Source organism: Polaribacter sp. BAL334 (genome assembly GCF_015767435.1).
Classification (GTDB): Bacteria; Bacteroidota; Bacteroidia; order Flavobacteriales; family Flavobacteriaceae; genus Polaribacter.
Window position 1 is genome coordinate 81,487 of sequence record NZ_JADWOV010000301.1, and the last position, 26,772, is coordinate 108,258.

At 31.5% G+C, this 26,772-nt stretch carries 23 protein-coding genes; 11 read left to right on the plus strand and 12 right to left on the minus strand.

Annotated elements, in window-relative coordinates; genetic code table 11:
• Positions 1–12: 12 nt before the first annotated feature.
• The 7 genes from IU405_RS09855 to IU405_RS09885 form a co-directional block, all read right to left on the minus strand.
• Positions 13–519 (minus strand): OmpH family outer membrane protein, encoded by a 507-nt coding sequence (locus IU405_RS09855; RefSeq protein WP_197438440.1) that lies wholly within the window; start codon positions 517–519, stop codon positions 13–15.
• 19 nt (positions 520–538) lie between these two features.
• Positions 539–1,366, minus strand: coding sequence for an OmpH family outer membrane protein (locus tag IU405_RS09860; RefSeq protein WP_197438441.1), 828 nt, complete (start codon positions 1,364–1,366; stop codon positions 539–541).
• A gap of 65 nt (positions 1,367–1,431) precedes the next feature.
• Complete coding sequence (gene bamA, locus IU405_RS09865; protein WP_197438442.1) at positions 1,432–4,014, minus strand: outer membrane protein assembly factor BamA; 2,583 nt, start codon at positions 4,012–4,014, stop codon at positions 1,432–1,434.
• A gap of 7 nt (positions 4,015–4,021) precedes the next feature.
• The gene (locus IU405_RS09870; protein WP_197438443.1) at positions 4,022–4,765 is read right to left on the minus strand and encodes an isoprenyl transferase; all 744 of its coding nucleotides are present in this window, start codon (positions 4,763–4,765) and stop codon (positions 4,022–4,024) included.
• Between the two features lie 4 nt (positions 4,766–4,769).
• Positions 4,770–5,447 (minus strand): DUF6089 family protein, encoded by a 678-nt coding sequence (locus tag IU405_RS09875; RefSeq protein WP_197438444.1) that lies wholly within the window; start codon positions 5,445–5,447, stop codon positions 4,770–4,772.
• Between the two features lie 106 nt (positions 5,448–5,553).
• Positions 5,554–6,453, minus strand: coding sequence for an NAD kinase (locus IU405_RS09880; protein ID WP_197438445.1), 900 nt, complete (start codon positions 6,451–6,453; stop codon positions 5,554–5,556).
• Positions 6,453–7,112: a CBS domain-containing protein gene (locus IU405_RS09885; RefSeq protein ID WP_197438446.1), complete on the minus strand. Its 660-nt coding sequence runs from the start codon at positions 7,110–7,112 to the stop codon at positions 6,453–6,455. The genes IU405_RS09880 and IU405_RS09885 overlap by 1 nt, the downstream gene beginning before the upstream one ends.
• Before the next feature lie 61 nt (positions 7,113–7,173).
• Here IU405_RS09885 and IU405_RS09890 point away from each other — a divergent pair, with 61 nt between their 5' ends.
• The 5 genes from IU405_RS09890 to IU405_RS09910 are packed head-to-tail and all read left to right on the plus strand — an operon-like array spanning position 7,174 to position 10,105.
• Positions 7,174–7,887 carry a pyridoxine 5'-phosphate synthase gene (locus tag IU405_RS09890; protein ID WP_197438447.1) on the plus strand — a complete coding sequence of 238 codons (714 nt, stop codon included), beginning with the start codon at positions 7,174–7,176 and terminating at the stop codon, positions 7,885–7,887.
• Between the two features lies 1 nt (position 7,888).
• Complete coding sequence (locus tag IU405_RS09895) at positions 7,889–8,656, plus strand: alpha/beta fold hydrolase (RefSeq protein ID WP_197438448.1); 768 nt, start codon at positions 7,889–7,891, stop codon at positions 8,654–8,656.
• 55 nt (positions 8,657–8,711) lie between these two features.
• Positions 8,712–9,509, plus strand: coding sequence for a transporter substrate-binding domain-containing protein (locus IU405_RS09900; protein WP_231749665.1), 798 nt, complete (start codon positions 8,712–8,714; stop codon positions 9,507–9,509).
• Positions 9,510–9,527: 18 nt separating this feature from the next.
• Positions 9,528–9,854: a nucleotide pyrophosphohydrolase gene (locus IU405_RS09905; RefSeq protein ID WP_197438449.1), complete on the plus strand. Its 327-nt coding sequence runs from the start codon at positions 9,528–9,530 to the stop codon at positions 9,852–9,854.
• Positions 9,854–10,105, plus strand: coding sequence for a hypothetical protein (locus tag IU405_RS09910; RefSeq protein WP_197438450.1), 252 nt, complete (start codon positions 9,854–9,856; stop codon positions 10,103–10,105). The genes IU405_RS09905 and IU405_RS09910 overlap by 1 nt, the downstream gene beginning before the upstream one ends.
• A 319-nt stretch (positions 10,106–10,424) precedes the next feature.
• On the opposite strand, the gene IU405_RS09915 is transcribed toward IU405_RS09910, so the two are convergent.
• Positions 10,425–13,532, minus strand: coding sequence for a VPS10 domain-containing protein (locus tag IU405_RS09915; RefSeq protein WP_197438451.1), 3,108 nt, complete (start codon positions 13,530–13,532; stop codon positions 10,425–10,427).
• 65 nt (positions 13,533–13,597) lie between these two features.
• Here IU405_RS09915 and IU405_RS09920 point away from each other — a divergent pair, with 65 nt between their 5' ends.
• From IU405_RS09920 to IU405_RS09940, 5 genes are all read left to right on the plus strand, one after another.
• Positions 13,598–14,833 carry a 3-phosphoshikimate 1-carboxyvinyltransferase gene (locus IU405_RS09920; RefSeq protein WP_197438452.1) on the plus strand — a complete coding sequence of 412 codons (1,236 nt, stop codon included), beginning with the start codon at positions 13,598–13,600 and terminating at the stop codon, positions 14,831–14,833.
• Positions 14,834–14,904: 71 nt separating this feature from the next.
• Entirely contained in the window at positions 14,905–15,954 is a 1,050-nt protein-coding gene (gene queA / locus IU405_RS09925) for a tRNA preQ1(34) S-adenosylmethionine ribosyltransferase-isomerase QueA (RefSeq protein ID WP_197438453.1), read from the plus strand.
• A gap of 75 nt (positions 15,955–16,029) precedes the next feature.
• Positions 16,030–17,070: a 23S rRNA (adenine(2503)-C(2))-methyltransferase RlmN gene (gene rlmN, locus IU405_RS09930; protein ID WP_197438454.1), complete on the plus strand. Its 1,041-nt coding sequence runs from the start codon at positions 16,030–16,032 to the stop codon at positions 17,068–17,070.
• 70 nt (positions 17,071–17,140) lie between these two features.
• Positions 17,141–18,118 carry a polyprenyl synthetase family protein gene (locus IU405_RS09935; RefSeq protein ID WP_197438455.1) on the plus strand — a complete coding sequence of 326 codons (978 nt, stop codon included), beginning with the start codon at positions 17,141–17,143 and terminating at the stop codon, positions 18,116–18,118.
• 47 nt (positions 18,119–18,165) lie between these two features.
• Positions 18,166–20,052 carry a hypothetical protein gene (locus IU405_RS09940; RefSeq protein WP_197438456.1) on the plus strand — a complete coding sequence of 629 codons (1,887 nt, stop codon included), beginning with the start codon at positions 18,166–18,168 and terminating at the stop codon, positions 20,050–20,052.
• Here the strand turns inward: IU405_RS09940 and IU405_RS09945 are convergent.
• Both IU405_RS09945 and IU405_RS09950 read right to left on the minus strand, forming a co-directional pair.
• Positions 20,049–22,457: a TonB-dependent receptor domain-containing protein gene (locus IU405_RS09945; RefSeq protein ID WP_197438457.1), complete on the minus strand. Its 2,409-nt coding sequence runs from the start codon at positions 22,455–22,457 to the stop codon at positions 20,049–20,051. The two genes, IU405_RS09940 and IU405_RS09945, sit on opposite strands and share 4 nt — an antisense overlap.
• 86 nt (positions 22,458–22,543) lie before the next feature.
• A complete protein-coding gene (locus IU405_RS09950; RefSeq protein WP_197438458.1) occupies positions 22,544–24,052 on the minus strand; it encodes a GH3 auxin-responsive promoter family protein in 1,509 nt (502 codons plus the stop codon).
• A 59-nt stretch (positions 24,053–24,111) separates the two neighbouring features.
• On the opposite strand from IU405_RS09950, the gene IU405_RS09955 reads away from it, so the two are divergent.
• Positions 24,112–24,903: a DUF2797 domain-containing protein gene (locus tag IU405_RS09955; RefSeq protein ID WP_197438459.1), complete on the plus strand. Its 792-nt coding sequence runs from the start codon at positions 24,112–24,114 to the stop codon at positions 24,901–24,903.
• An 11-nt stretch (positions 24,904–24,914) separates the two neighbouring features.
• Here the strand turns inward: IU405_RS09955 and IU405_RS09960 are convergent, their stop codons facing one another.
• Together IU405_RS09960 and IU405_RS09965 are read right to left on the minus strand one after the other, a co-directional pair.
• On the minus strand, positions 24,915–25,721 hold the full coding sequence (locus IU405_RS09960; protein WP_197438460.1) for an HAD family hydrolase: 807 nt from the start codon (positions 25,719–25,721) through the stop codon (positions 24,915–24,917).
• Positions 25,722–25,724: 3 nt separating this feature from the next.
• On the minus strand, positions 25,725–26,738 hold the full coding sequence (locus tag IU405_RS09965; RefSeq protein ID WP_197438461.1) for a LacI family DNA-binding transcriptional regulator: 1,014 nt from the start codon (positions 26,736–26,738) through the stop codon (positions 25,725–25,727).
• Positions 26,739–26,772 lie beyond the last annotated feature (34 nt).

Consider the following 26,772-nt stretch of genomic DNA (forward strand, 5'->3'; position numbering starts at 1 on the left):
AAAAATGATTTTTTAGAATCCTAATTTTGCTTTTACAGCATTGAATAAATCTTCGCCTTTAGAAACTAGCAAACCTTTTCCTACTGATGAATCAAAAACATATACAATACCTTTTGCAGCAGCAACATCTTCAATCGCTTTTTGAGCTTTTTCAATGATTGGGTTTAAGCCTTCAGCTTGTTTTTTTTGCATCTCTTGATAAGCAGTTTGTCTTAATTGCTCATATCTTTGATTTTCTTGCTGTACTTCTAAAGCTCTAGATTCATTGATTTCTTTAGTTTGTGCATTTTGTTCAGCTTGGTATTTTTTTACTTTTGCTTCTAACTTTTTGCCCATTCCTTCAATTTCATCTTGATAGGTTTTTCCTAATTTTTCAATGTCCGCCTTTAATTTTGTAGTTGATGGCATTTCAGCTACTAATTTTTCAAAGTCAATATGACCGAATTTTTGTGCATTTGCAACACCACCCAATCCTAAAGTAAATACAGCAATTAATAGTAACGTTTTAAAATTTCTCATTCTTGTTTTAGTTTAATAATTATTCTTGATTTTTCTTCTTTTTTTCTTCCTCCTTTTTCTTTTTTAGCGCTTCTTGTTTTTCTCTCAGAATTTTACGTTGTTCTTCTCTTTTTTTCGCTAATGCTTCTTTTTTATCTTCTATTTCTTTCTTTTTAGCATCAACTAATGCTTTTTTCTCTTCCTCTTTTTTAACTTGTTCCTCTTTTTTTTCAGTAATTAATTCTTCTTTTTTGTCAATTAACTGCTGCTGTTTTTCAGAGATATCATTGTCTAATAAAGGATCTTTCTCATTTTTTTTATTTCGTTGCTCCTTTTTTTCCTCAGACAATCGTGTCCTGTCAATGGTTGCTAAAACGAGGTCGCTAATATCGTATTTTTTATTGGAATATAGCATTACCAAATCACTAGATTTTTCAAAAACAAAATCATAATTTTTTCTACTTGCAATGCTTTGAATGGCATTGTAAACTTGATCTTGAATTGGTTTTACCAATTGTTTACGCATCAAAAACAAATCGCCAGTTGGACCAAAATATAACGATTCAAGTCTTCTTAATTCTTCTTGTTTTAAGGTAATTTCCTCCTCTTTCTCTTCAATTAAATCTTTTGTTAAAATTGCTTTTTCGTTTGCCAAATCGGTTTTCATAACCTCTATATGACGTGCTTGTTGGTCTAGGTTTGATTTCCATTTAGCAACTTTTGCATCTAACGTGTTTTGTGCTTTAAGATATTCAGGAACATTTTCTAGAATATATTCCATATCTATATAAGCAATTAACTGATTTCTTTGTGACCAAAAATTGGATACACTAAATAAAAGAACGACGAATAAAAATATTTTTTTCATTTGTAAAATGTATTTAGAAAAAACCATGCCAAAAAAATAGATGCATTTACAAATGTACAATTTTCTTAGAATTGTCTTCCAATAATAAAATGTGTTTGCCAACCAGATTTTTCTGTAAATCCAGGCAAAGGATCAAACCCGTGTGCAAAGTCGATTCCTAATAACCCGAAAGCAGGCATAAATATCCTGATTCCTAATCCAGCTGAACGTTTTAACTCAAACGGATTAAATGTCTTAAAATTGTCATAAGAATTACCAGCTTCTAAAAATCCTAATGTATAAATGGAAGCAGATGGCGCATCAGTAATTGAATAACGTAATTCTAATTGAAATTTATTATAAATAGAGCCTCCTTCAGCAGAAGAAAGTCTATTGTTTTCATATCCTCTTAAACCTATTACTTCTCTACCATCTAATTGAAAAATAGCAATTCCATCTCCACCAACATAATATCTTTCAAAAGGAGATAATCCAACTTTAGAGTTGTAATATCCTAAATATCCCATTTCTGCATTGGTCATCAATACCAATTTATCCGTAAATGAAGTGTACCATTTTCCTTTTGCACTGATTTTATAATATTCCAACCACTTGTAATTTTCAGCGATCAAATTGTTTCTTTCTTCATCAGTTGCATCTTCTGGAATTGAATAATCTCTTCCATTTACTAGGGAATATGGGAAAGTAGCTTTTACTCCAATGCTAAATTCTGAACCATATGTTGGGAAAATTAAACTTGGTCCTGCAGAATTTCTTGATAATGTAGCACTGTAAGACAAGTTGTTTAGACTTCCATTACTTAAAATGTTTTCACCAACTCTAAAACCGTAATTATTTAAATTAAAAGCTTGATAACTGATTGTTTGCGATAATTGAAAGAAATCATCAGGCCATTTTAAACGTTTTCCAAGACCTACAGAAGCACCAACAATTCCTAAACTTTGGCTTCTGTCAACATCTCCAGTTTGAAAATTGAATTGATATTGATTCGAAGAATACACGGAAAAAGATAGTGATTGTGGTTTTCTTCCACCTAACCATGGTTCTGTGAACGAAAAACTATACGTATTAAAAGTTCTACTAGATTGCAAACGCAAAGACAAACTTTGTCCATCTCCCATTGGTAATGGTTTGTAAGCATCTTTGTTAAAAATATTTTTAATAGAAAAATTATTGAAAGACAAACCAAGCGTTCCAATGAATGAACCACCACCATAACCACCTTGCAATTCTATTTGACTACCTCCTTTTTCAACAACGGTAAAATCGATATCAGCCGTTTTGTTTTGATAATCAGGAACTACATCTGGTGACACATTTTGATCAAAGAAACCCAATTGTCCAATTTCACGAATGGAACGAATAATGGCACTTCTGCTAAATAAATCTCCTGGTTTTACACGTAATTCTCTAAAAATTACATGGTCATTGGTTTTGTCATTTCCTCTTACTGTTACTTTTCTGATACGTGCTTTTTCATCTTCACGAACTCTAATTTCAACAGTAATAGAGTCATTTTCTACTTTGGTTTCCACTGCATTTACTTGCGAGAACAAGAAACCATTATCTTGATATAAGGTCGATAAATCATCAGATGTGGGTGTTCCATCACCTTTTACACGTTCTTTTAAAACAGCACCATTATAAACGTCTCCTTTTTCTATTTGCAATACCATTCGTAATTGCTCATCTGTAAATTCTTTGTTTCCAACAAAAACAATGTCTGCAAAACGATATTGTTTTCCTTCTTCTAAGTCAATATTTACATTGATGGTATTGTCTTTATTCCATGAGATATTTTCGCTTAAGATTCGTGCATCTCTAAAACCTAATCTGCTGTATTTGTCTAAAATTTTCTCCAAATCTTTTTGATATTCTTCTTCAATATATTTGGATGCTTTCCAAAAACGACCAATCATTCTTTCTTTGGTTTTAGACATTGCTTTGCGCAATTTTTTGTCTGATAATTTTTCGTTTCCTGTAAAGTTGATGTTCTTGATTTTTATTCTTTGACCTTGATCTATATACACATTCATATTTACAACATCCATGTCTGTTGTGTCTTTTTGAAGATCAAGTGTTACTTTAGTTTTTAAGTAACCTTTGTCAGTATATTTTTTGGTGAAGTAATTTTTGGTAGTTACTAATAAGTTGTCAGTAACCATTGCTCCAACTTTTAATTCAGCTTCTTTAATCAATTCTTTGGCTTTCGATTTTTTAACTCCGTTGATTTTTACTTGGTTTAATTGGGGTAATTCTTGAACATCAAATTCAAGATAAATAGCCTGTCCATCAACTTTTATCAAATACACATCTACATTACTGAACTGTTTGGTTTCATACAATTTTTTGATAGCGCTTGTCAATTTATCACCAGGCAATCGTAATAATTGTCCATTTACAAGACCTGTAAAAACTCTTACAGTTTCTTCACTAAATTTTTTCAAACCAGTAACTGAAATTCCTCCTAAAACATATTCTTTACCAATTTCATATTCAACCTTTTGATTGTTGATGATGGTATCTTTTTTAGTGATATTTAGTGTATCATTTTTGATGACATTAATACTGTCATTTTTTATTTGTGCAGTTGCATTAAAAGTAAAAAATAGTGCAGAAAGCACTAATGACGCAGAAAATAATTTCATAAAAAATTTATTCTGTAAGTTGTTCGCTTGTTTTTCCAAATCTTCTTTCTCTATTCTGATATTCTATGATGGCGTCATAGAAATGTTCTTGTCTAAAATCTGGCCAAAGTATATCTGTAAAATATAGTTCGGCATATGCCATTTGCCATAATAAAAAATTACTAATGCGTTGTTCGCCACTAGTTCTAATCATTAAATCAACGTGGGGCAAATTAAATGTATATAAATGGTTATTTATAGTATTTTCATCAATATTTTCTAAATCAAGTTCTTTATTAACAACTTTTTTAGATATCGTTTTCATTGCATTAACAATTTCCTCTCTTGAACCGTAACTTAATGCAAAAGTTAGGATGATTTTAGTATTATTTCTTGTTTCAGAAATTACCTCAGCCAATACTTTTTGTGCTTTTTTAGGTAAACTTTCAATACATCCAATAGAATTTACTTTGACACCATTTTTCATGAAATCAGGCAATTCTTTCTTTAAGGAATTGATTAATAAGTTCATTAAAGCGTCCACTTCAATTTTAGGGCGTTTCCAGTTTTCTGTAGAAAAAGCATATAAAGTGATTGCTTCAACATTTATTTCAGAGGCAGCAATAACAGATTCTCTTACTGCGGTTAAGGCATTTCTGTGACCAAAAATACGATTCATTCCTTGACCCTTTGCCCATCTTCCATTACCATCCATAATGATGGCAACGTGTTTTGGAACTCTTTGTAAATCGATGTGTAATTTTTTATCCATAAGCCTACAATCCTTTTGTATAACAGGCGGGTCTGCCAAAAGTGTATAAAAAAGAAACACCAGTAAACACATACCAATCACTGTTTGTTCCACCAATATTTAATCTTGGGATTGCAGGAGTAGTATAATCTAAATCGTCGTTGAAAATATATCTAAATTTGGTTTCAAAAGCAATCGCCAAATCACCAATCAATTTTGATTTGATTCCAAAACCAAATGGAATAGCAAAAGCATTTTTTGAATCGTAAGTAAACTGATTTGGAATAGGTTCACTCACCACATAATTGTAATTAAATGCAGCTAGTTCTAAAAGAATATAAGGTGTCCACGTTTTATCATCTGATGATAAATCATATTCATAAAAATTATATTCTAGTCCTAAAGCCAATTCGTGGATGGTATTTTTAAATTGCAAACCTCGCGAAATTTTAAAATCAGTATCTGCCTCTAAATCACTTGCTTCTATGGGCAAATAACTGTAAGTTGCTCTCAAAGCAATTCTAGGATTCCAATTGTATTTGAAAATCAAACCACCAGCAAATTTGTTGGGATAGATATAATTTGTTCTTCCAATATCGCCAATGTAATTTGAGCCCCCTAAAAAAATTCCTGCTTCATACACTTGTCCATGTAAAATGCAAGAAAAATTGATAACTATGAGTAATAATATACTGTTTTTCATTCTAAAAAATAGCGTGCAAATATAGGAATTTCTAGTTGCTTTATAAAGTTAATAATGAGTCTTTTTTGGATAACAGCTATTTTTGGTTTTTATTGTAAGTTGATTCTTACAAATTTATCTCATTTCTAGTGTCTTCACCCCACAATAATTTGGTGCGTAAAGTTTGTAAAAATGATTGATTATTTGGAACAATTGTTTTGATAGTAAATGGTGCTTTTTCAATGAAAACTTCGGTATTTTTTGGAACGCTTGTAATTCTTGAATCTAATGAAATCAAGAAGTCTTTTTCTCTGGAATTTGTGCTCAATTGTATTGTTTTTTCATCGGAAATTACCATGGGTCTTGCATTCAAATTGTGAGGTGCAATTGGCGTAATTACTAAGTTTTTTGAATCAGGAGAAAGGACAGGTCCATTGCAACTTAATGAATATCCTGTAGAACCTGTGGGTGTTGCAATAATCAAACCATCAGCCCAATAATTGGTTAAATATTCAAAGTTGATACTGGTTTTTATACCAATCATTGAAGTGGTGTTTTTACGTGCAATGGTTACTTCATTTAGGGCGAAATTTAGTTCTGAAAACGCTTCAATTTCTGGAGTAGTTTTAACAGATAATAACGTTCGCTCTTGAATAGTATATGCTCCTTTAAAAATAAGATCAATATTTTCTTGAATGGCATCTTTATGAATGGTCGCCAAAAAGCCCAACCTTCCTGCATTGATTCCTATAATGGGAATATTTAAATTTCTGATGAATGTAACAGCTCTTAAAATAGTGCCATCTCCACCCAAGGTAAACATGACTTCAAAAGTGCTGTTTAAATCCCCAAAACCCGAAAAAGTATCATATTCTTTTTCTAAGGAAGTCTCTCTTCTTAAAGTTTCGTAGAATTTTTTTTCAATAAAGCAAACACACCCTTTTTCTTCAAGAATGTCCAATAAAACATGGATTTCCTTTTCAGCAGAAATGGAATAAGATTGACCATAAATAGCAACTTTTCTCATTACATTTCTAGGTATTTTTGAAGATATTCTGATCTATTTTTTAAATCTTCTAAATAGATATCGTTTTCATGAGTTGACACAATTTCGTAGTTGTATCTTCTGAAAGTTTGCATGATTTCGTTGATGTCATTTGAAACTAATTTTAATGTAATTTCAACAAAATCTTCCTTTTTTTCTGAAATGTAAGCACCCAATAATTTTCCGTTATTTGCTTCCACAATTTGTGCAATGGTGCTCATTGAAAAATCATTTTCTAGTTTTTTTACGATCAACGTTTCACTTTCTTCAATCATGAATGGACTTGTAGAAAATACATCTAAAACATCGCGCAAATCATAATAACCAACATAATTTTTTTGTTCATCCAACACTGGAATAATATTGGTATCATTATCTGCAAAAATCTTTAGCAACTCTAATACTGTTGCCTTTTCATCTGCAAAAAACGAACTCAACAAATGTGTATATGACATCAATTCTCCTTTTTCATGTTCAATAATTTGAATATCGTCTTCTGCAAAAGAGCCTACTAATTTGTTTTCATCAATCACAGGAAAATGTGTTAAAGGAAAATTTTTAAATAGTTTTTTTGCGCTTTGAATGGTGCTTTTCAAGCGTAAAGGATTGATTTCGGTAAGTATATAATCGTTGATGTTCATTTTGCACGAAGATAGGATAAAATGTTTGAATGATTTATCTTTGCAAACTAATTTTTACTCAATGACAAAGTTAAGTGTAAATATCAATAAAATTGCAACATTACGTAATTCTAGAGGTGGAAATGTACCAAATTTACTAAAAGTGGCACAAGATATGGAGCGTTTTGGTGCACAAGGAATTACCATTCATCCAAGACCAGATGAACGTCATATTCGTTATCAAGATGCAAGAGATTTGAAAAACATCGTAACAAATGAGTATAATATTGAAGGAAATCCTGTAAAATCATTTATGGATTTGGTATTGTCAATCAAACCAACACAAGTTACGTTAGTTCCTGATGCTGAGGATGCTATCACGTCAAATGCAGGTTGGGATACCATAACACAACAATCATTTTTGAAAGAAGTGATTCAGGAATTTCAACAAAATGGCATCAGAACTTCTATTTTTATTGATACAGATTTGCATTTGATGGAAGCTGCTGCAAAAACAGGAACTGACAGAATTGAATTATACACAGAGCATTTTGCGAGTGAATTTGCAAAAGGGAATAAAAGTGTCATAAAATCCTATACTGATGCTGCTATTTTAGCTCATAATTTGGGTTTAGGAATCAATGCTGGACATGATTTGAGTTTGGATAACATTCAATTTTTCAAAGAAAATATCCCAAATTTAGCAGAAGTTTCAATTGGACACGCATTGATTTGCGAAAGTTTGTATCTAGGATTTGAAAATGTGGTCAATATGTATTTGCACAAACTTCAATAACATGGAAATTCTTCACTCTAAAATTGTAGGCAAGGGAAAGCCTCTACTCATTTTGCATGGTTATTTTGGTTCAGGTGATAATTGGAAAACCTTAGGAAGTCAGTTTTCTGAACACTTTGAAGTGCATTTGATTGATCAACGAAATCATGGAAGGAGTTTTCATTCTGATGAATTTTCTTACGATTTGATGGTGGAAGATTTGCACAAGTATTTGGAACATTATCAGTTAGAAAAAGTTCATTTATTGGGACATTCTATGGGAGGAAAAACAGCGATGTTGTTTGCAGTTTTGTATCCAGAGTTGGTTGATAAATTGGTAATTGTTGATATTTCGCCCAGAGAATACAAACCTCATCATCATGCGATTTTAGCCGCGCTCAATTCTATTGATTTTAGCATTCACAATTCCAGAGAATTGGTTGACGAACAATTGTCAACATTGATTCCCGAATTTGGTGTTCGTCAATTTTTGATGAAAAATATTTTTTGGAAAGACAAAGGTGTTTTGGGCTTTCGATTTCATTTAGATTCCCTCACCAAAAATAATCCTGCAATTGGAGAAGCATTGCCAATGAATGCTCGCTTTGAAAAGCAAACCTTGTTCTTAAAAGGCGAAAATTCGGATTACATCACACAAAATGAAGCCTTGATAATTGATGCTCATTTTCCCGAAAATAAAATTGTAACCATTAAAAATGCAGGTCATTGGTTGCATGCCGAAAATCCTGAACAATTTTATACGGTCGTTTTTGATTTTTTGAAAAACTAATTTTGAAAAAACATTCGAAATACTAGTTGATTCCGAATTCTAAACAATAAAGCAAATGATAGAAATTGACTTTTGGAATGGAAACAGATCAGAAATCAGACAACGATATGAACGTGAAATTTTGGATGCAATTTTAAAAGCAACTATAGAAACTCATGGAAACTATCAAATTCAGGAATCATTTACTGATTATTCAGGAGCAGAAGAATCAGGAGCTTTTAGTGAAAAAAAGCATCATCTTTTAGTGACAATTGCTGGAAATCAGAAGTTTAAAAATGACGAAATCATACTGATTTCAAAGCCAATTGCTAAAAATTTATTGGGATATAGAATTCCCATTATCAGGAAAAAAGATGCCCCAATTTTTGATAATTTGAAAGATGTTTCCATTCTAAAAAAGGGAGTTCTTGGAATTCCTGAAACGTGGAGTGATGCCACAGTTTTTAGACACAATGACTATAAAGTTTCTGAAGAAGGAAATTTTGATGATATTTTTGAGCGATTGCACAATGAAAATTTCGATTATGTGACGTTTGGTGCCAATGAAGTTGAAACTGTTTTCAAAGAACGAGCATCAAAATTTGAAAGTCTTATGATTTCAAAAAACATGATGTTTTTTTATCCATTTCCATTGGTTTTTTATGTAAATCCAGCAATGCCTGATTTGGCAAAAAGAATTGATGAAGGAATGCAAAGAATAATGAATTCAGGAGAATTGGATTTGATTTTTAACCATTATTATCCTACTATTGTAGAAAAATTGGGTTTAGAAAAAAGAACGCTGTTTGTTCTTGAAAACCCTTTAATTCCAAAAGAATTTGCCAATTTAAAACCGAATTTGGCATTGTTATAATTTAATATTTCAATGAAGATGAACTTACAAAACGCTCAAAAACAAGTTGACGAATGGATTCAAAATCACGGAGTTCGTTATTTTAATGAATTGACAAACATGGCTCAATTAACCGAAGAAGTTGGTGAAGTTGCACGAATTATTGCAAGACGTTATGGCGAACAAAGTGAAAAAGAATCTGATAAAAACAAAGATTTAGGCGAAGAATTGGCTGATGTTGTTTTTGTAGTTTTGTGTTTGGCAAATCAAACTGGAGTTAATTTGCAAGAAGCTTTTGAGAAAAAGTTGGATATAAAAACAAAACGCGATCACGAACGTCATCAAAATAATCAAAAACTACAATAATGAGCTTTTTTAACAATATTAAACATCCTGATTTTTGGCCAAATTTTTTAAAAGTTGCCATTCCTTTTTTTGTAATCGTTACTATTTTTTCATTGGCATTAAATTCTTGGAGAGATCTATTTTCAGGGGATTTTACAAAAGTGGCTGAAACCAATTTTTCAGAAGGAAAATGGCAAGCATTTTTTGGATATAAAATTGTCTTTAGTTCTTTGTATGGATTGTATATTACCAATAAAAATATGAAAAAATAATGTTTAAGAAAATAAATGATATCTTAAATAAAAGTATAAATGAAGAGACAACTCTTATAAATTCATTGCCTTTGGGAAAGTATTTTTTGATTTACGTTCCTATACTTTTTGTGATTTTTTCGGTTATGATGTTCATCGCAAGTCTTTTTTTCGAGTTTCCTTTTGACATAAGGCATGTTATCATTCAGGCAGTTAGTTTTGCTGTTTTTTTACGAATTTTTCATAAACTAAGATTGAAAATACAACAAAATTGGAACAATAAACACAACTAAAAAAGCGACTTTTTAAAGTCGCTTTTGAGTTTTTAAACTATTGAAAATCAGTCCAATTGAATCAAATCAATATTACTTTCTTTCACTTTTTGATTGAGTTCTTTCACGCCATTATCAAACAATGAATACAGTTTTGCGAGTTCAATATCAATCTCTTTTACAATTTCGTTTTTAAAATCAATGGCTTGTTGTGTTGGAGCATAATTGCCAATTCTTGTCAACGAATTCAAATGCGCCAATTTGTTGTTCAATCTGATAGGAAAGTTCAACGGATCTTGATTGCTCTTACTTTTTGTTTGATATAAGGTTTCTTCAATCACAGTCATGTCTTTTACCAACGTATTTGACAAATCAATCAACGCTTTGTGTTGTTTTTTATCACTAATTGCTTTTTGCAATACTTGAACTTGATTTCGGATTTTAGCCACATTTTTCAGTGCTTTGTGAATTTCTGTAACTTTGGTATTTATGTCATTGATAAAATCAAATTGTGCTTTCATTTCACTTTCAGTAGCTTCTGAAATTGGATTTCTAAGAATATTGAAATTTTGAGATTTTTTGATGTCATTTACAACCAATTCCACTTTATAATTTCCAGGCAAAGCCATGGGTCCACTCAGTGAAGCCCACCATAAAATCATGCCTTCCACACTTTCTGCGCCATCATACATCATGTTCCAATTGAATAGATTATTACCCTTTTTTACAGTCAGTTTTTCTTCCTTTTTTTTTGTATTGGGTTTTGTTGAAAATATTTTGATGAGTGTATTTTTTGAATCAAAAAAGGATATTGAAACACTATCTTTTTCTTCAATTTTATCGATATAAAAATTCACTACAACTCCTCCAGGATGATTTGTGCCAGCCGTTTTTGAAGTTCTTCCACTGCCACCACTCAAATTATAAGCATCTTTTGGTTGGTATAAAACCACTTTTTCTTTGGAAATAGTTTCATTTAATTGATGTAATGGCGTTAAATCATCAATAATCCAAATAGATCTTCCTTGAGTTGCTGCAATCAAATTGTCATTTTTTATAGCCAAATCTGTAATGGGAACAATAGGTAAATTTTGCTGAAAAGTTTGCCAATTTTTTCCATCGTCAAAAGAAATATACATGCCTTTTTCAGTGCCTGCATACAACAAACCTTTTCTTTTTGGATCTGCTCTTAATGCTCTTGTGAAGCTTTCTCCTTCAATTCCAGAAACAATTAATTCCCAAGATTTCCCATAATTTTCTGTTTTATAGATATAAGGTTTATAATCTCCAGATTTGTATTTTGTGCCCACAATATATGCTCCACCTTTGGTAAAAGGATCCACTTCAATGCAATTAATCATCATCCATTCAGGCATTTTTTTTGGGGTGATATTTTCCCAATTCTCGCCATTGTCTTTGGAAACATGAACCAAACCATCATCAGAACCTGTCCAGATTAAACCCGGTTCAAAAGCGGATTCTGTTGCTGCGAAAATAGTTCCATAATATTCCACTCCTGTATTGTCTTTGGTGATTGGACCTCCTGAAGGACCTAAAGTTTTTGGGTCATTTCTTGTCAAATCTGGACTAATCAATTTCCAAGATTGACCTTCATTTTCGGTCACATGCAAATGATTGGAAGCTGCATACAAACGTTTTTTGTTATTTGGAGAAAAGAAAATCGGAAAATTCCACTGAAAACGATATTTAAAATCTTCAGCTCCATGTCCCATAGGATCATTTGGCCAAACATTGATGGCACGTGTTTCATTGGTTTTGTGATTTACTCTTGTCAAAAATCCTCCATAACTTCCACCATACACAATATCATCATTCAAAGGATCAACAGCAATATGCGCACTTTCTCCTCCTGCAGTTTCTTCCCAATCACTTTCAGAAATAAATCTATCAGAATTTCTATGCGAAATTCTAATGGTAGAATTGTCTTGTTGTGCTGCATAAATTCGATACGGAAAATGATTGTCAGTGGTCAATCTGTAAAATTGAGCAGTTGGTTGATTCATATAGGTACTCCAGTTTTCGCCAGCATCAAAGGAAATTTGAGCACCTCCATCATCGCCAATAATCATTCTTTGATTGTCTTCAGGCGCAATCCACAAATCATGATGATCTCCATGAGGAGCATTGTATGTTTTGTATGTTTTTCCACCATCAGTGGATTTATGATAATTGACATTCAGTACATATAAAATATCTTCATCTTGCGTATCAGCATATAAACGTGTGTAATACCAAGCTCTTTGACGTAATTTTCGTTCAGAATTAATTAAATTCCAAGTTTTTCCTGCATCTGTAGATTTATAAACACCTCCATTTTCATTTTCAATCAAAGCCCAAACAATATCAGAATTTACGGGTGAAACTGTCACACCACTAATTCCCCAAATGCCTTTTGGCAACCCTTTATTTGCAGAAATATTTGACCAAGTTTCACCTCCATCAGTACTTTTATACATTCCAGAACCTTTTCCTCCAGAGGATAAATTAGAAGGAGTTCTTCTTACATCCCAAGTTGTTGCGTATAAAATTCGTGGATTATTTGGGTCAAAAATCAAATCAATGGCGCCTGAATTTTCATCTGCAAACAATACTTTTTTCCAATTTTCACCACCATCAATTGATTTATAAACACCTCTATCTTGAGTTGGTTTATAAAGATCGCCTAAAACTGCCGCAAAAACAATATCCGAGTTTTTTGGATGAATTCGCATTCTAGGAATGTGACGTGCGTTTTTCAATCCAACATGTCTCCAGGTTTTTCCTGCATTTTCGGATTTCCAAATTCCATCTCCAGATGAAACATTTCCACGAACTGTTTTTTCGCCCATTCCAACATAAATCACGTTATTATCAGATTCAGAAACTGCGACTGCTCCCACTGAACCTCCAAAAAATCCGTCAGAAATATTTTCCCAAGTGTTTCCTGCATCTGTAGTTTTCCAAACGCCACCTCCAGTTGCGCCCATGTAAAAAAGATTTGCTTTATGGGCAACTCCAGTCACAGCTGCACTTCTTCCACCCCTGAATGGACCAATATTTCTCCATTCTATGGCACTAAAATATGTCTCAGAAACTTTGTCAACATTTTTTTGTGCGTTAACTTTGGCGCTAATTACAAAAATAAAACTGATTGTCAGAAATAGGTATTTTTTCATTTTGATGATTTTGAAATTGTAGTTGTAAATTTAAGAAAATAAAATCTGATTGATTGTATCAAAATATGAACATCCTTTTACAAACATTAGCAAATAAAAAAATCACTGAAAAAATCACCATTTCTGGATCAAAAAGCGAATCAAATAGATTGCTGATTTTACAAAAATTATTTCCAGAAATTTCGATTGAAAATCTTTCTGATTCTGATGATTCTGTGCACATGCAACATGCGTTATCAACTCAAAATGAACTGATTGACATAGGTCATGCAGGAACAGCTATGCGTTTTTTGACTTCCTATTTTGCCACAAATGCTGATAGAGAAATTGTGCTTACAGGTTCTGAAAGAATGCAAAACAGACCTATCAAAATTTTGGTAGATGCATTGCAAGATTTGGGTGCAAACATCACTTACGAAGACAAAATAGGATTTCCTCCTATCAGAATTTCAGGGACAAAAATCACCAAAGAAAGTGTAAAAATCAATGGAAATGTGAGTAGTCAATATATTTCTTCTTTGTTATTGATTGCGCCAAAATTAGAAAATGGATTGAAAATTGAATTGTTGGGTGAAATCACCTCAATTCCATATATACAAATGACCTTGAGTTTGTTGCATCAATTAGGAATCGAAACTACGTTTGAGGGAAATATCATTCAAGTTTTTCCAAAAAAAGCGATTCAAAAACAAACCATTGTTGTGGAATCTGATTGGTCTTCAGCAAGTTATTTTTATTCAATTATCGCGCTTTCTGAAATTGGTTCTGCAATTACATTGTCAGCTTACAAAAAAGAAAGTTTACAAGGAGATTCTTGTTTGGCAACAATTTATGAACATTTTGGGGTTGAAACTATTTTTTCTGAAAATGCAATTACACTTAAAAAAGTACAACAAAGTACTAAGGAATCTTTGAAAATTGATTTGAAAAATGCGCCAGATATTGCTCAAACCATTGCTGTAACTTGTTTTGCTGAAGGAATTGCCTGTGAATTGTCAGGATTACATACGCTGAAAATCAAAGAAACTGACAGATTAGAAGCATTATATGATGAGCTAAGTAAATTTGGAGCAAATATTACAATTACTGAGAATTCTCTTTCAATCGGAATTAGTTCCCTTCCTTTGGAGGGGTTAGGGGAGGCTATCAAAACCTACAATGATCACAGAATGGCTATGGCTTTTGCGCCTTTAGCGTTAAAAGTTCCTATCAAAATTTTGAATGCTGAGGTTGTGACGAAATCGTACCAAAAATTTTGGGAAGATATGCAACAAGTTGGTATTGAAATTCAATATAATTAAATTAAACACCCAAACACTTGACAACGCCTATTTTGATATCGTATATTTGCCGCCTTTACTAAAACAGTCTTATGAAATTATCACACTTTGAGTTTACATTACCTGATGAATTATTAGCAGAATATCCTTCTGAACACAGAGACGAATCTCGATTGATGGTACTTAATAGAAAAACACAAACTATTGAGCATAAATTATTTAAAGACGTCATTGACTATTTTGAAGAAGGAGATGTTTTGATGCTGAATAATACCAAAGTATTTCCTGCAAGAATGTATGGAAATAAAGAAAAAACTGGCGCTAAAATCGAAGTTTTTTTATTAAGAGAACTAAATGCTGAAAATAGATTATGGGACGTTTTGGTTGATCCTGCAAGAAAAATCAGAATTGGAAATAAATTGTTTTTTGGAGATGATGACAGTTTGGTGGCAGAAGTAATTGACAACACCACTTCAAGAGGAAGAACACTTCGTTTTTTATTTGATGGTTCTTATGAAGCATTTAGAGAAAAACTAATTGAATTGGGCGAAACTCCACTTCCAAAATACATCAATAGAGAATTACGTCCTGAAGATGAAGAGCGTTATCAAACTATTTATGCAAAACACGAAGGTGCAGTTGCTGCTCCAACAGCTGGTTTGCATTTTTCAAAACATTTGATGAAACGTTTGGAAATCAAAGGAATAGAATTTGCTGAAATGACATTGCATGTTGGTTTAGGAACATTTAGTCCTGTTGAAGTAGAAGATTTGTCAAAACACAAAATGGATTCTGAACAAATCATTATTCCAGCAAATACAGCTCAAAAAATAAATCAAGCAAAAAAAGAAAAAAGAAGAATTTGTGCTGTTGGAACTACTGTGATGAGAACTGTAGAGTCTTCAGTATCAGCTAATCACTTACTAAATCCATATGAAGGTTGGACTAATAAATTTATTTTCCCTCCTTATGATTTTAGCATTGCAAATGCGATGATTACTAATTTTCATACTCCAAAATCTACATTAATGATGATGACTGCCGCTTTTGCGGGATATGATTTTTTAATGAAAGCATATAAAGAAGCTGTTAAAGAAAAATACAGATTCTACTCATATGGAGATGCGATGTTGATTATTTAATTTTTTTATTAAAAATAAAAATAGATATACAAAACCTCACAAAAATACTTGTGAGGTTTTGTAATTTTGCAACCAATGGAAATCGTAAAAAAAGATATTAGAGCACTTACTAAAGAGCAGTTACGCCGCTTTTTTGAAGAAAATGGCGACAAAGCTTTTCGTGGAAATCAAGTGTATGATTGGCTTTGGAGTAAATCGTTACACACTTTTGAAGACATGACCAACATTTCAAAACAAACCAGAGAAATGTTGGAAAAGCACTTTGTGATCAATCATATCAAAGTAGATTCCATGCAAAAAAGTGCAGATGGAACTATTAAAAACGGAATCAAATTACATGATGGTTTGGTAGTAGAATCTGTGCTAATTCCAACTAAAAATAGAACAACAGCTTGCGTTTCCAGTCAAGTGGGTTGCAGTTTGGATTGTAAATTTTGTGCAACTGCGCGTTTAAAAAGAATGCGAAATTTGAATCCAGATGAAATTTACGATCAAGTGGTGGTTATTGACCAACAAAGCCAATTATATCACCAAAAAAAATTGACCAATATTGTATTTATGGGAATGGGAGAACCCTTAATGAATTACAATAATGTAATAAAAGCCATTGATAAAATTACCTCTCCTGAAGGTTTAGGAATGTCTTCAAAACGAATTACAGTGTCAACATCTGGAGTGCCAAAAATGATTAAAAAAATGGCAGATGATGAAGTGAAATTCAATTTAGCAGTTTCTTTACATTCTGCTATTGAGGAAGTTAGAACATCAATCATGCCTTTTAATGAGCATTTTCCGCTTGCTGATTTGCGCGAATCTTTAGAATATTGGTACGAAAAAACCAAACGAAAAATTACCTATGAATATGTAGTTTGGGAAGGAATCAATGATCGAAAAGAAGACATCAAAGCGTTGATTGATTTTTGTAAATATGTGCCTTGCAAAGTAAATTTGATAGAATACAATCCTATTGATGATGGACAATTTCAGCAAGCAAGTTCAAGTGCTATTAACAATTATATTTCCAATTTAGAAATGCACGACATCACTGTAAATGTTCGAAAAAGTAGGGGAAAAGATATTGATGCGGCTTGTGGTCAATTGGCGAATAAATCTTAACTCTTTTTTAATTGATGCTGTTTTTTAAATCTGTAAGTTGTAATTATTATTGTTTATTTTTGCGAATCAGATGAAACCAGTAGAACTCATAAAACTTCCCATTAAAATGGAGATGGAACTCTTTGAAAAAAAATTCAAAGATTCCATGCAATCCAATGTGCCTCTTTTAAACAGAATCACCTATTACATTATTCGCAGAAAAGGAAAACAAATGCGCCCAATGTTTGTGTTTTTGGTAGCAAAAATGGTTTCTGATGGAGGTTTTGATGAAAGAACTTACAGAGGAGCATCAGTAGTGGAATTGATTCATACTGCAACTTTAGTGCATGATGATGTGGTTGATGATAGCAATAGAAGACGTGGTTTTTTCTCCATCAACGCACTTTGGAAAAATAAAATTGCAGTATTGGTGGGCGATTTTTTATTATCCAAAGGACTATTGCTTTCGATTGACAATGAGGATTTTGACTTACTAAAATTGATTTCAATTGCAGTTCGTGAAATGAGTGAAGGCGAATTATTACAGATTGAAAAAGCCCGAAAACTAGATATTTCTGAGGATATTTATTTTGAAATTATTCGTCAAAAAACAGCAACGTTGATTGCTGCTTGTTGTGGAATTGGAGCTGCTTCAGTGGGTGCAACTGAAGAAACCGTTCAACAAATGCGCAAATTTGGAGAATATATTGGGATTGCTTTTCAAATAAAAGATGACTTATTTGATTATTCTGAAGAAAAAATTGGCAAACCTACAGGCATTGATATCAAGGAGCAAAAAATGACATTGCCATTAATTTATACGCTGAATAATTGTTCTTCAAAAGAAAAAGGGTGGATTATCAATTCAGTAAAAAAATACAATCGAGATAAAGTTCGTGTAAAAGAAGTGATATCGTTTGTAAAAAATCAAGGAGGCATTGAATATACCATTTCAAAAATGAACGAGTATAAAAATAAAGCCTTGAGTATCCTAGAACAATTTCCAGATTCTCCCTATAAAAATTCTTTAAAAACAATGATTGATTACGTTGTGGAACGTAAAATCTAACCATTTTAAAAAGTATTTTTTATATTTGATTTTTAGAAAAATTAAATATGAAAAAACACCTCCAATTCTTATTTTTTGTAGCCTTATTATACTCGCAAATTAATTTATCTCAATCCAATTCTGGGATATATTTTCCAATTTCTGATGCTGAAAGAAATCAAAAGTGCACGTATTTTACAAATGCATTTAATCAAAAACCGAAAGAAGTTAGATTTAGTATCGTAAAAGAGGGAAATCAACTTTTTTTAAGCACTAATGATAAAGATTGGTTTGCTGCAGTTTTTAAAAATTCGGGAGATGGAGTAGCAATAGATGTAGTTTCCAAATCTATTTATGACTGTAATAAAGATTTTGAAGATTCTCAAATTAAAGGAACTTTATTACAACCTGTTTTTGCACAACAATTACTGAGAGGATTTAAAAAATCAGCTAATTCAATAAATTTTCAAACCCTTGTTGGTTCAATACCAAAAGAATTGCAAAATGACGAATTAGAGTTTAACATCCTGTTTTTGAACAATAAAACGCTATGTAGATATCAAACAATTTATAACCTTGAATCATTTCCTTGGGATTTGTTAGATATGGGTGTTTATTTAGATTCACTTACTTATAAAGACAAAAAAATAAATACGTCTGATAAATTCGTTACAAAATATAAAACATTAAAGTTTGTCATTCCATTTGAAAAAAATAAATATGAATATTTATCTGAAGATATTAAACCACTATATGATAGTTTAAAACTAACAGATTTTACAATAAAAACGATCAATATTAAGGCGTATTCTTCTATTGAAGGCAGTTTAGAAAGAAATATAGAATTGCAAGAAAAGCGGGCAAAAAGCATCGTAAAATCATTGCAATCATTCCAACAACCAAATATAACTACTCAAATTTCATCCTCAGAAAATTGGGTAGAATTTTTAAATGATGTTACAAAATCACCATACAAAGATTTAAAAAACCTATCTAAAATAGAAATCAAACAAAAAGTTTTAGGAAATGTTTCTTCAGATTTAGAAAAATATTTAAAAAATCATAGAAAAGCAGTCATAATATTAGAACTGGAAAAAAAGGATAAGTATAAAAATATGTCAAAAGAAACATTGGTTGATACTTTTAATCAATTGATTGTAAACGAAAATATTGAAGAAGCTTTAGTAGTTCAAAACTCAATATTTGATAGATTGAAAGAAGAAAATTCACCAGAGTTGCTCTCAAAACTTACAGTCCCAAAGCAGCTAAAATTTATGCCAATTCTCACAAAAAATACTGTTTTTAAATATCTTTTAAACGTAAGTTATGCAAAAATTGTTTTTGATGAATTGAAAAGTTTAGAAAAATTAGATACCAAAAATTACCAAATCAAATATAATTTAGCAGTAATGAAATTTTTTATTTGGCGTTATAATTGGGAAGAAATTAAAGAAAATGATTTTAAAGCTGAAATTTTAGATTTAAAAAAATATGGTATTAAACAAAATTTAATTGATAGAATGTTGGTGAATTTCCATATTGTAAAAGCAGAGAAAAATATGAAAGATAAAAAATATGAAGCAAAAGATGAATCTGTAGATTTTATCTTAGAGACGTATGATAATTTTACCCTTTCAAATTTTGATTATGTAAGTTTAGCTCAGTTTCTAACATTTTATGCAAATACAGATGAAGCCATTGATCTTTTAGAAGAGAAAGTAAAAGAGATAACTATTGATGAGGATTTATTGTTTTATTACTTAAACCTAACATTAATTGATGAGTATGCAGTTGCTTCAAAAAATTATAGAACCATTATGTTAAACGCTATTGAAATCAATAAAAAACGATTTTGTAAATTATTCAATGCTTCAAATGATGGGGGTGTTACCTTTCAATTGTTAAAAAATAAATATCTAAAAACAACTTATTGCGAAAACTGTACTAAAAATTAAATCGTCGCTTTCAAAGAAACTACAAAATTTCTTCCTGGCGAAACAATTCCAGAGCTGTAAGGTCTGTAACGAACATCTGTCAAGTTTTCAATTCCTGATGAAAATAATAGATTTTCTTTAAATTGATACGAAGTTTTTAAATTTAAAATAAACCAAGAAGGTGAATATGGATTTCCATTTTGGTCAATTGCGTACATAAAAGGTTTTGCAATTTCAGTCTCAGGCATGTTTTCAAAAGCTACTGAACCACTATAATTTGCGTAAAATTGAGCTTTTATTTTGTCTTTTGAATAAGAAATACGCGTAGTACCAAACCAAGGAGTTGCGTGTCTTAGAGGGCCTTTTTCGCCGTTATCCAATTCTTCTTCTCCTTTTTGATAATTGAAATCGGATGAAAAACCAAATCCTTTTCCAAAATCAATTTCTACACCAGTTTGAAATCCATATACATGCGCAGAAGCTGCATTCTGAATCGCTTGCACTTGGCTCATTTCTCCATCATACATAATTTCAGAAAGTCCATTTAATGTAAAATTTCTACGAACCATGGCATTTTTTAATACTGTATAAAATCCTGTCAATTCAATTTTTATAAAATCGGTCAGCGTTTTTGCAATAGAAATGTCAGTATTGTAAGCATTTTCTGCTTTTAAGTTTGGATTAGGAACTACTACAAATCCAGGTTCAGAATCAAACACTTTTCCAACGTCATCTACATTTGGAGAACGAAAAGCGGAAGACATATTTGTGCTTAACAACCATGTTTTTTCAGGTCTAAAAACTAATCCAATACTTCCTGAAAATGCGGCATCATCAATTTTTGCTTCGGTAAATGGAAATGGATAAAATGTAGTGTCAAAAATAGCATCTAACTTATAAAAATTATATCTTAAACCTGTTTGTAATGTCCATTTTGAGGCAAAATCTGTTTGATTTGATACATAAAAACCAAGAGAAGACCAAGTTGCATTGGGATATCTGCTTGGTCCTTTTTGTGAAGTATTTGTAGAAATATCTGTATTTACTCCTGTAGAAGTGACATCGTTAAACACATATTCAGTCCCATAAAAAAGTTTATTACGTTTGCTTAAAACCTTTGTAAAATCTAAATTACTTGAAAAAGCGGCTACTTTTTCGGTTCTTGTTTCTCTACTATTTCTGTTGAATCCTCTGCTTATTCTGCTTTCTTCAAAATTTTGATGTGTGAGTCGTAAACTTACATTGTCAAAAAATGAATTCGCCATATTTTTATCAATTTCAAGATTGTTCATCAACCATTTTTGTGGGCCATATCTCCATTCACCATCTCTTGGATTTCCATTTCTGGTGATGATAAGTCGATCATATCTATCGTAACTTGAGGTTTCTGAAAAGTGAAAACCGTATTCAAAATCCCAATTGTCATCAGATTTAAATCCTACTTTTTGCATCAAATTGAGTTGGGTGTATCCAGTTGGAATTTGTTTTTTAGGATTTTTATTTTCTATTACAACATCTTGATTGTCAATTCTTTCAACATAAAAATTTCGTAAATATTCATCAGGGCCATTACTTCCCATGGTTAAATCACCATAATCATTATGAGAAATACTTGTCACGAAAGCCCATTTTTGAAAACCAACATTGATATCAGCATGTACTGTTTTTTCATTATTTGCCGAAGAAAATCGTGCAAAAGCATTTCCATTTACAACCGTTTTTTCATCAAAAGAAAATCTAGGTGTAATTGTTTTAAAACTCATGACTGCACCAATTGCATCACTTCCATAAATGACAGAACCTGGTCCAAAAACAACCTCTGTTTTTTCGATTGAAAAAGGATCTAATGAAATTACATTCTGAATATTTCCAGCTCTGAAAATGGCATTATTCATACGAACACCATCAATAGTATATAACAATCTATTGGTTGCAAAGCCTCTAATCATGGGACTTCCTCCTCCTTGTTGGCTTTTTTGTACAAATACTTTTCCAGAAACTGTGAGTAAATCAGCTGCAGTTTGCGGATTTAATAATTGAATTTCTTTTTTTGAAATAACTGCAACTTTTGTGGCCAATTCAGATTTTTTTTGCTTCCATTTTGAAGCAGAAATTACAATTTCGTCCATGCTCAAAATGCTTGGCTCTAATTGAATGATAAATCTATTATTTTTAATTTCAGCATAGGTTTTGATTTTCGTTTTAAAACCTAAAAAACGAACTTCTAATGTTGAAGCATTTTTAAAAGAACTAATATCAGCCTGTCCTTTTTCGTTTGTAGTGACGTAGTTTTTTGTATTTTGATCAAAAATAGTAACCTGTTCTAAACGTTCATTTGTTTCTTTATTTACAATGGTTACTGTTTGAGAAAATGATTGCGCACCAAAAAAAAGGAAAACTGAGAATAGGAATAGTTGTTTTAACATCTATAAAAATATATGATTCATATTTGAATTTTTTACTTATCAAAAATCATACCTTTTTATAAATTTTAACGATTTTAATTGATATATTATAGACTTAATAATTCCTCCAAAAACTCTCTTTTATTAGACAGTCTTGGTACTTTGTGCTGCCCACCTAATTTCCCTTTTTTCTTTAACCAATCATAAAACAACCCTTTTCTAGCGACATTGACTTTTGGAAATGCCAAGGTTAAATTATTATATCTTTTTGCTTCATAATCCGAGTTGATTGATTTTAAAGCGTTGTCTAACAGCTCTGTAAAGTATTGTAAGTTTTCTGGAGCGTCTTTAAATTCAATCATCCATTCATGTCCACCACTATTTTTTCCTTCCATAAAAATGGGCGCTAATGTATAATCAGTAATGGTTGAGTTGGTTTTTTTACAGGCTAAATTCAACGCATCTTCTACGTTTTCAATGTTCAATTCTTCACCAAAAACGTTGATATAATGTCTTGTTCTTCCCGTAATTTTTATTCTGTAAGGATCTAAAGAAGTAAATTTGATGGTATCACCAATCATATAGCGCCACAAACCAGCATTTGTAGTGATAATTAATCCGTAATCTACCTCTTTTTTTACTTCGGATAAAGGAATTGCTTTGGAACTTTCTCCTTTATATTCCGTCATTGGAATGAATTCATAAAAAATTCCATAATCCAACATTAATAACAATTCTTTGGAATTATTTTGATCTTGAATCGCAAAAAATCCTTCAGATGCATTGTACGTTTCATAATATCTGAAGTTCTTTTTCGGAATTAATTTTTTAAATTGTTCTCTATAAGGGTTGAAATTGACGCCTCCATGAAAATATACTTCCAAATTGGGCCAAACTTCTAAAATATTGTTTTTGCCTGTTTTGTCTAAAACTCTGTTCATTAAAACCAACATCCAACTAGGAACTCCCACCAAACTTGTGATGTCTTCATGAATTGTTTCTTCAATAATCGCTTCTAATTTGGTTTCCCATTCTGCCAATAAAGCAGTTTCTTGCTTGGGAGCAGAACTAAAATCTGCCCAAAAAGGCAAATTCTCAGTAATGATTGCTGATAAATCTCCAAAATATGAATTGTTATCTTCATAAATGGCTGAACTGCCTCCTAATTTCAATCCTTTTCCTTTGAATAATTGACTTTCTTCATTGTTGGTGATGTACAAACACAACATGTCTTTCCCTGCTTTTAGATGACAATATTCCAGCGCTTCATTACTTACAGGTATAAATTTACTTTTTGCATTGGTAGTTCCACTTGATTTTGCAAACCATTTGATGGGTGTTGGCCAAAACAGATTTTGTTCTCCTTTTCTGCAACGTTCAATTAAAGGTGCAATACTTTCATATTTTTGAATTGGAACATTTTTTGAAAAATCTGAATAGTTATTAATTTCCGAAAAATGATGTTTTTTACCAAACTCCGTTTTTTTGGCAGTAGCAACTAATTTCAACAATAATTCTTCTTGAACATCAATAGGATATTTTAAAAATAAGTCTATTTGATGAATGCGTTTTTTCAAAAACCAAGAAATAATGGAATTAACAATGAAGTATGGCATAAGTTACCTTGCGTTTTTTATGTAGATTTGTAAAAAGCTAAAATTACTAAAATTTGGTCATGCAATATCAAGGAGTGTTAAAAAAAATGAAAACGGAATATTTGGAGCAAGTTCAGTATTATTTGGATATGCAATCCGATTTTTTACACATGAATCAATTATTAAACTCGCAAATTACACTTTCTTTTCTAAAATATCAGTGTTTGCAATGTGAATTAGAAAAACCTATTTACAGACAAGGATTTTGTAAATCTTGTTTTTTTGAAACTCCAAATGCGGGAGATTGGATTATGAAACCTGAGTTGAGCAGAGCCCATTTAGGTATTGAAGACCGTGATTTGGACTATGAAAAATCCGTTCAGTTGCAACCTCATATTGTGTATTTGGCAAATTCAAGCAATGTAAAAGTTGGTGTTACCAGAAAACAACAAATCCCTACAAGATGGATTGATCAAGGTGCACACGAAGCCATTGCAATTGTAGAAGTTCCTAATAGATATTTGGCAGGAATTACAGAAGTTGCTTTGAAAGAGCATGTTGCAGATAAAACCAATTGGCGAAAAATGCTTCAAAATGATTGCAAAGATGAAGATTTGGTTTCTTGGAGAGATCAGTTAAAAAAATACATTCCTAGTGAAGTGTTGCCTTATTTTATCCAAAACAATCAAGAAACACAGATTCATTTTCCGGTATTGAAATATCCTGAAAAACCTAAAAGTTTGTCTTTAGAAAAAGAAAAAACGTTTACTGGAAAATTAATGGGTGTCAAAGGTCAATATTTGATTTTTGAAGATGAAACCGTTTTTAATATCAGAGGAAATGAAGGTTTAGTGGTTGCAATTGAGATTTGAAAAAATCAATTTTATGATTGATTGACAACATTCTCTAACACGATTTCCACACCAAAATCATCATTGCTTTCTGTAATGAAATCAGCAATTTTTTTGATGTCTTCGTGAGCGTTTTTCATAGCAAAACTCATTCCAGCTTCTTGCATCATCTCAATGTCATTGTGATAATCTCCAAAAACAAGCGTTTGCTCTTTTGAAATTTGCAATCGTTCTTGAACGGCTTTTAAGGCATTTCCTTTGTTGGCTTTTTCATCAGAAATATCTACCCAATGTTGTCCAGAAATTTTCAATAAAACTTCGTTTTTAAAATCTTTCACAATAGGGAAAATGAACTTTTCTGAAGAATCAAAATGATAAATGGCAATTTTAAAAACAGGAATGCTTTTCGCAATTTCCATCAAATCATCCACTTGTTGAAAGCTGTGATAATATTCTTGAAATAAGGTAATAAATCGTTCGTCTTTACTTTCAATGTAGGCAGAATTATCGCAGCAAAGCACCATATTTGCACCTGAAATTCCTCTCAAAATAGGAATCAATTTTTGCACTTTTTCAGGATGTAAAAAATAGCAGAGAAGCATTTCGTCACCTTGTTTTACAACACCTCCATTTTCTGCAATGACATAAATATCATTTTTTATGTTGGCTAATTTGGCTACAATACTGTTATGTTGTCTGCCACTTGCCGCACAAAAATGAATATTTTTATCTTTAAGTTGTTGAAATAATTCAAAAAACCGGTCACTTACTTTGCCTTTTGAGTTCAGCAAAGTGCCATCCATATCAGAAACTACTAGTTTTATATTGGAAAAATCCATGAATTATTTACTAGAATCTCTAATTACCAAATCTGTTTTGATGATTTTGGTGGTAAAATCAGTCAATTTATTTTCTAGTCTGTCAATTAAAATTTTAGCTGCAGTTTCTCCCATCAATTCTCCATGTTGACTGATTGTTGTCATTTTAGGACTTGAATGTCTTGCTAAAATTCCATTTGAAAAAGCAATTACAGACATATCTTTAGGAATTTGATAGCCAAGTTTTAATGCAGATTTCATAGAAGCTACAGCAGCAGATTCACCTGTTGTGATGATGCTATCAAATTTATTTTTTTTCAAAAAAGGGAGTAAGATTTCTTCGTATTTTTTATAATCGGTATCAAGAATATTGATGACAAAATCTTCATTAAAAGGCAATCCAACCATTTCTAGGCCTTTTTTATATCCCAAAAATCGTTGTTGACCTATATGTAAATTACTCAAAGTTGAGACAAAACCAATTTTTTTATGACCGCTTTTGTATAAATGTTCCACTGTATGTAAAGCACCATTAAAATCATCAGTGATAATTTTATCACATTGAATAGTTGGCGCAACTCTGTCAAACATCACAATTGGGATTCCATTTTCGATGGTTTCTTGAAAATGGGTAAAATCTTTATTGATTTCTGTTTCTTTGGCCATTGACAAGATAAAACCATCAATACTTCCATTGGAGAGCATTTCTATAATTTCCAATTCTTTATCATAAGATTCGTTTGATATACAGGTAATTACCTTATAACCTCTTTCTAAAGCAGTCTTTTCTATGCCATTAAAAACTTGTACAAAAAAGTAATTTAACATTGTTGGAAGAATAATTCCAATCGTTTTTGTACTTCTGTTTTTTAAGCTAAGTGCATTAAAATTAGGTTTGTAATTGTTCTCCTTAGCATATTTTTGAATTTTTTCCTTGGTGGCGTCACTAATTTCATAGCTGTCATTCAGTGCTTTAGAAACTGTAGAAATCGATACATTAAACTTTTTTGCAATATCTTTTATTGTGAGTTTATTCATAAGAAAAAATTTTATACGAAGATATAAAATTATG

Excerpts from the sequence above, each read along its gene's own strand:
- IU405_RS09905 (WP_197438449.1), top strand. The coding sequence starts at position 9,528 with ATGAACTTACAAAACGCTCAAAAACAAGTTGACGAATGGATTCAAAAT.
- IU405_RS09960 (WP_197438460.1), bottom strand. The coding sequence starts at position 25,721 with ATGGATTTTTCCAATATAAAACTAGTAGTTTCTGATATGGATGGCACT.
- IU405_RS09935 (WP_197438455.1), top strand. The coding sequence starts at position 17,141 with ATGAAACCAGTAGAACTCATAAAACTTCCCATTAAAATGGAGATGGAA.
- IU405_RS09870 (WP_197438443.1), bottom strand. The coding sequence starts at position 4,765 with ATGGATAAAAAATTACACATCGATTTACAAAGAGTTCCAAAACACGTT.
- IU405_RS09945 (WP_197438457.1), bottom strand. The coding sequence starts at position 22,457 with ATGTTAAAACAACTATTCCTATTCTCAGTTTTCCTTTTTTTTGGTGCG.
- IU405_RS09920 (WP_197438452.1), top strand. The coding sequence starts at position 13,598 with ATGAACATCCTTTTACAAACATTAGCAAATAAAAAAATCACTGAAAAA.
- IU405_RS09895 (WP_197438448.1), top strand. The coding sequence starts at position 7,889 with ATGGAAATTCTTCACTCTAAAATTGTAGGCAAGGGAAAGCCTCTACTC.
- IU405_RS09915 (WP_197438451.1), bottom strand. The coding sequence starts at position 13,532 with ATGAAAAAATACCTATTTCTGACAATCAGTTTTATTTTTGTAATTAGC.
- IU405_RS09885 (WP_197438446.1), bottom strand. The coding sequence starts at position 7,112 with ATGAACATCAACGATTATATACTTACCGAAATCAATCCTTTACGCTTG.
- IU405_RS09955 (WP_197438459.1), top strand. The coding sequence starts at position 24,112 with ATGCAATATCAAGGAGTGTTAAAAAAAATGAAAACGGAATATTTGGAG.
- IU405_RS09950 (WP_197438458.1), bottom strand. The coding sequence starts at position 24,052 with ATGCCATACTTCATTGTTAATTCCATTATTTCTTGGTTTTTGAAAAAA.
- IU405_RS09965 (WP_197438461.1), bottom strand. The coding sequence starts at position 26,738 with ATGAATAAACTCACAATAAAAGATATTGCAAAAAAGTTTAATGTATCG.
- IU405_RS09875 (WP_197438444.1), bottom strand. The coding sequence starts at position 5,447 with ATGAAAAACAGTATATTATTACTCATAGTTATCAATTTTTCTTGCATT.
- IU405_RS09940 (WP_197438456.1), top strand. The coding sequence starts at position 18,166 with ATGAAAAAACACCTCCAATTCTTATTTTTTGTAGCCTTATTATACTCG.
- IU405_RS09890 (WP_197438447.1), top strand. The coding sequence starts at position 7,174 with ATGACAAAGTTAAGTGTAAATATCAATAAAATTGCAACATTACGTAAT.
- IU405_RS09900 (WP_231749665.1), top strand. The coding sequence starts at position 8,712 with ATGATAGAAATTGACTTTTGGAATGGAAACAGATCAGAAATCAGACAA.
- IU405_RS09910 (WP_197438450.1), top strand. The coding sequence starts at position 9,854 with ATGAGCTTTTTTAACAATATTAAACATCCTGATTTTTGGCCAAATTTT.
- IU405_RS09860 (WP_197438441.1), bottom strand. The coding sequence starts at position 1,366 with ATGAAAAAAATATTTTTATTCGTCGTTCTTTTATTTAGTGTATCCAAT.
- bamA (WP_197438442.1), bottom strand. The coding sequence starts at position 4,014 with ATGAAATTATTTTCTGCGTCATTAGTGCTTTCTGCACTATTTTTTACT.
- IU405_RS09880 (WP_197438445.1), bottom strand. The coding sequence starts at position 6,453 with ATGAGAAAAGTTGCTATTTATGGTCAATCTTATTCCATTTCTGCTGAA.
- rlmN (WP_197438454.1), top strand. The coding sequence starts at position 16,030 with ATGGAAATCGTAAAAAAAGATATTAGAGCACTTACTAAAGAGCAGTTA.
- IU405_RS09855 (WP_197438440.1), bottom strand. The coding sequence starts at position 519 with ATGAGAAATTTTAAAACGTTACTATTAATTGCTGTATTTACTTTAGGA.
- queA (WP_197438453.1), top strand. The coding sequence starts at position 14,905 with ATGAAATTATCACACTTTGAGTTTACATTACCTGATGAATTATTAGCA.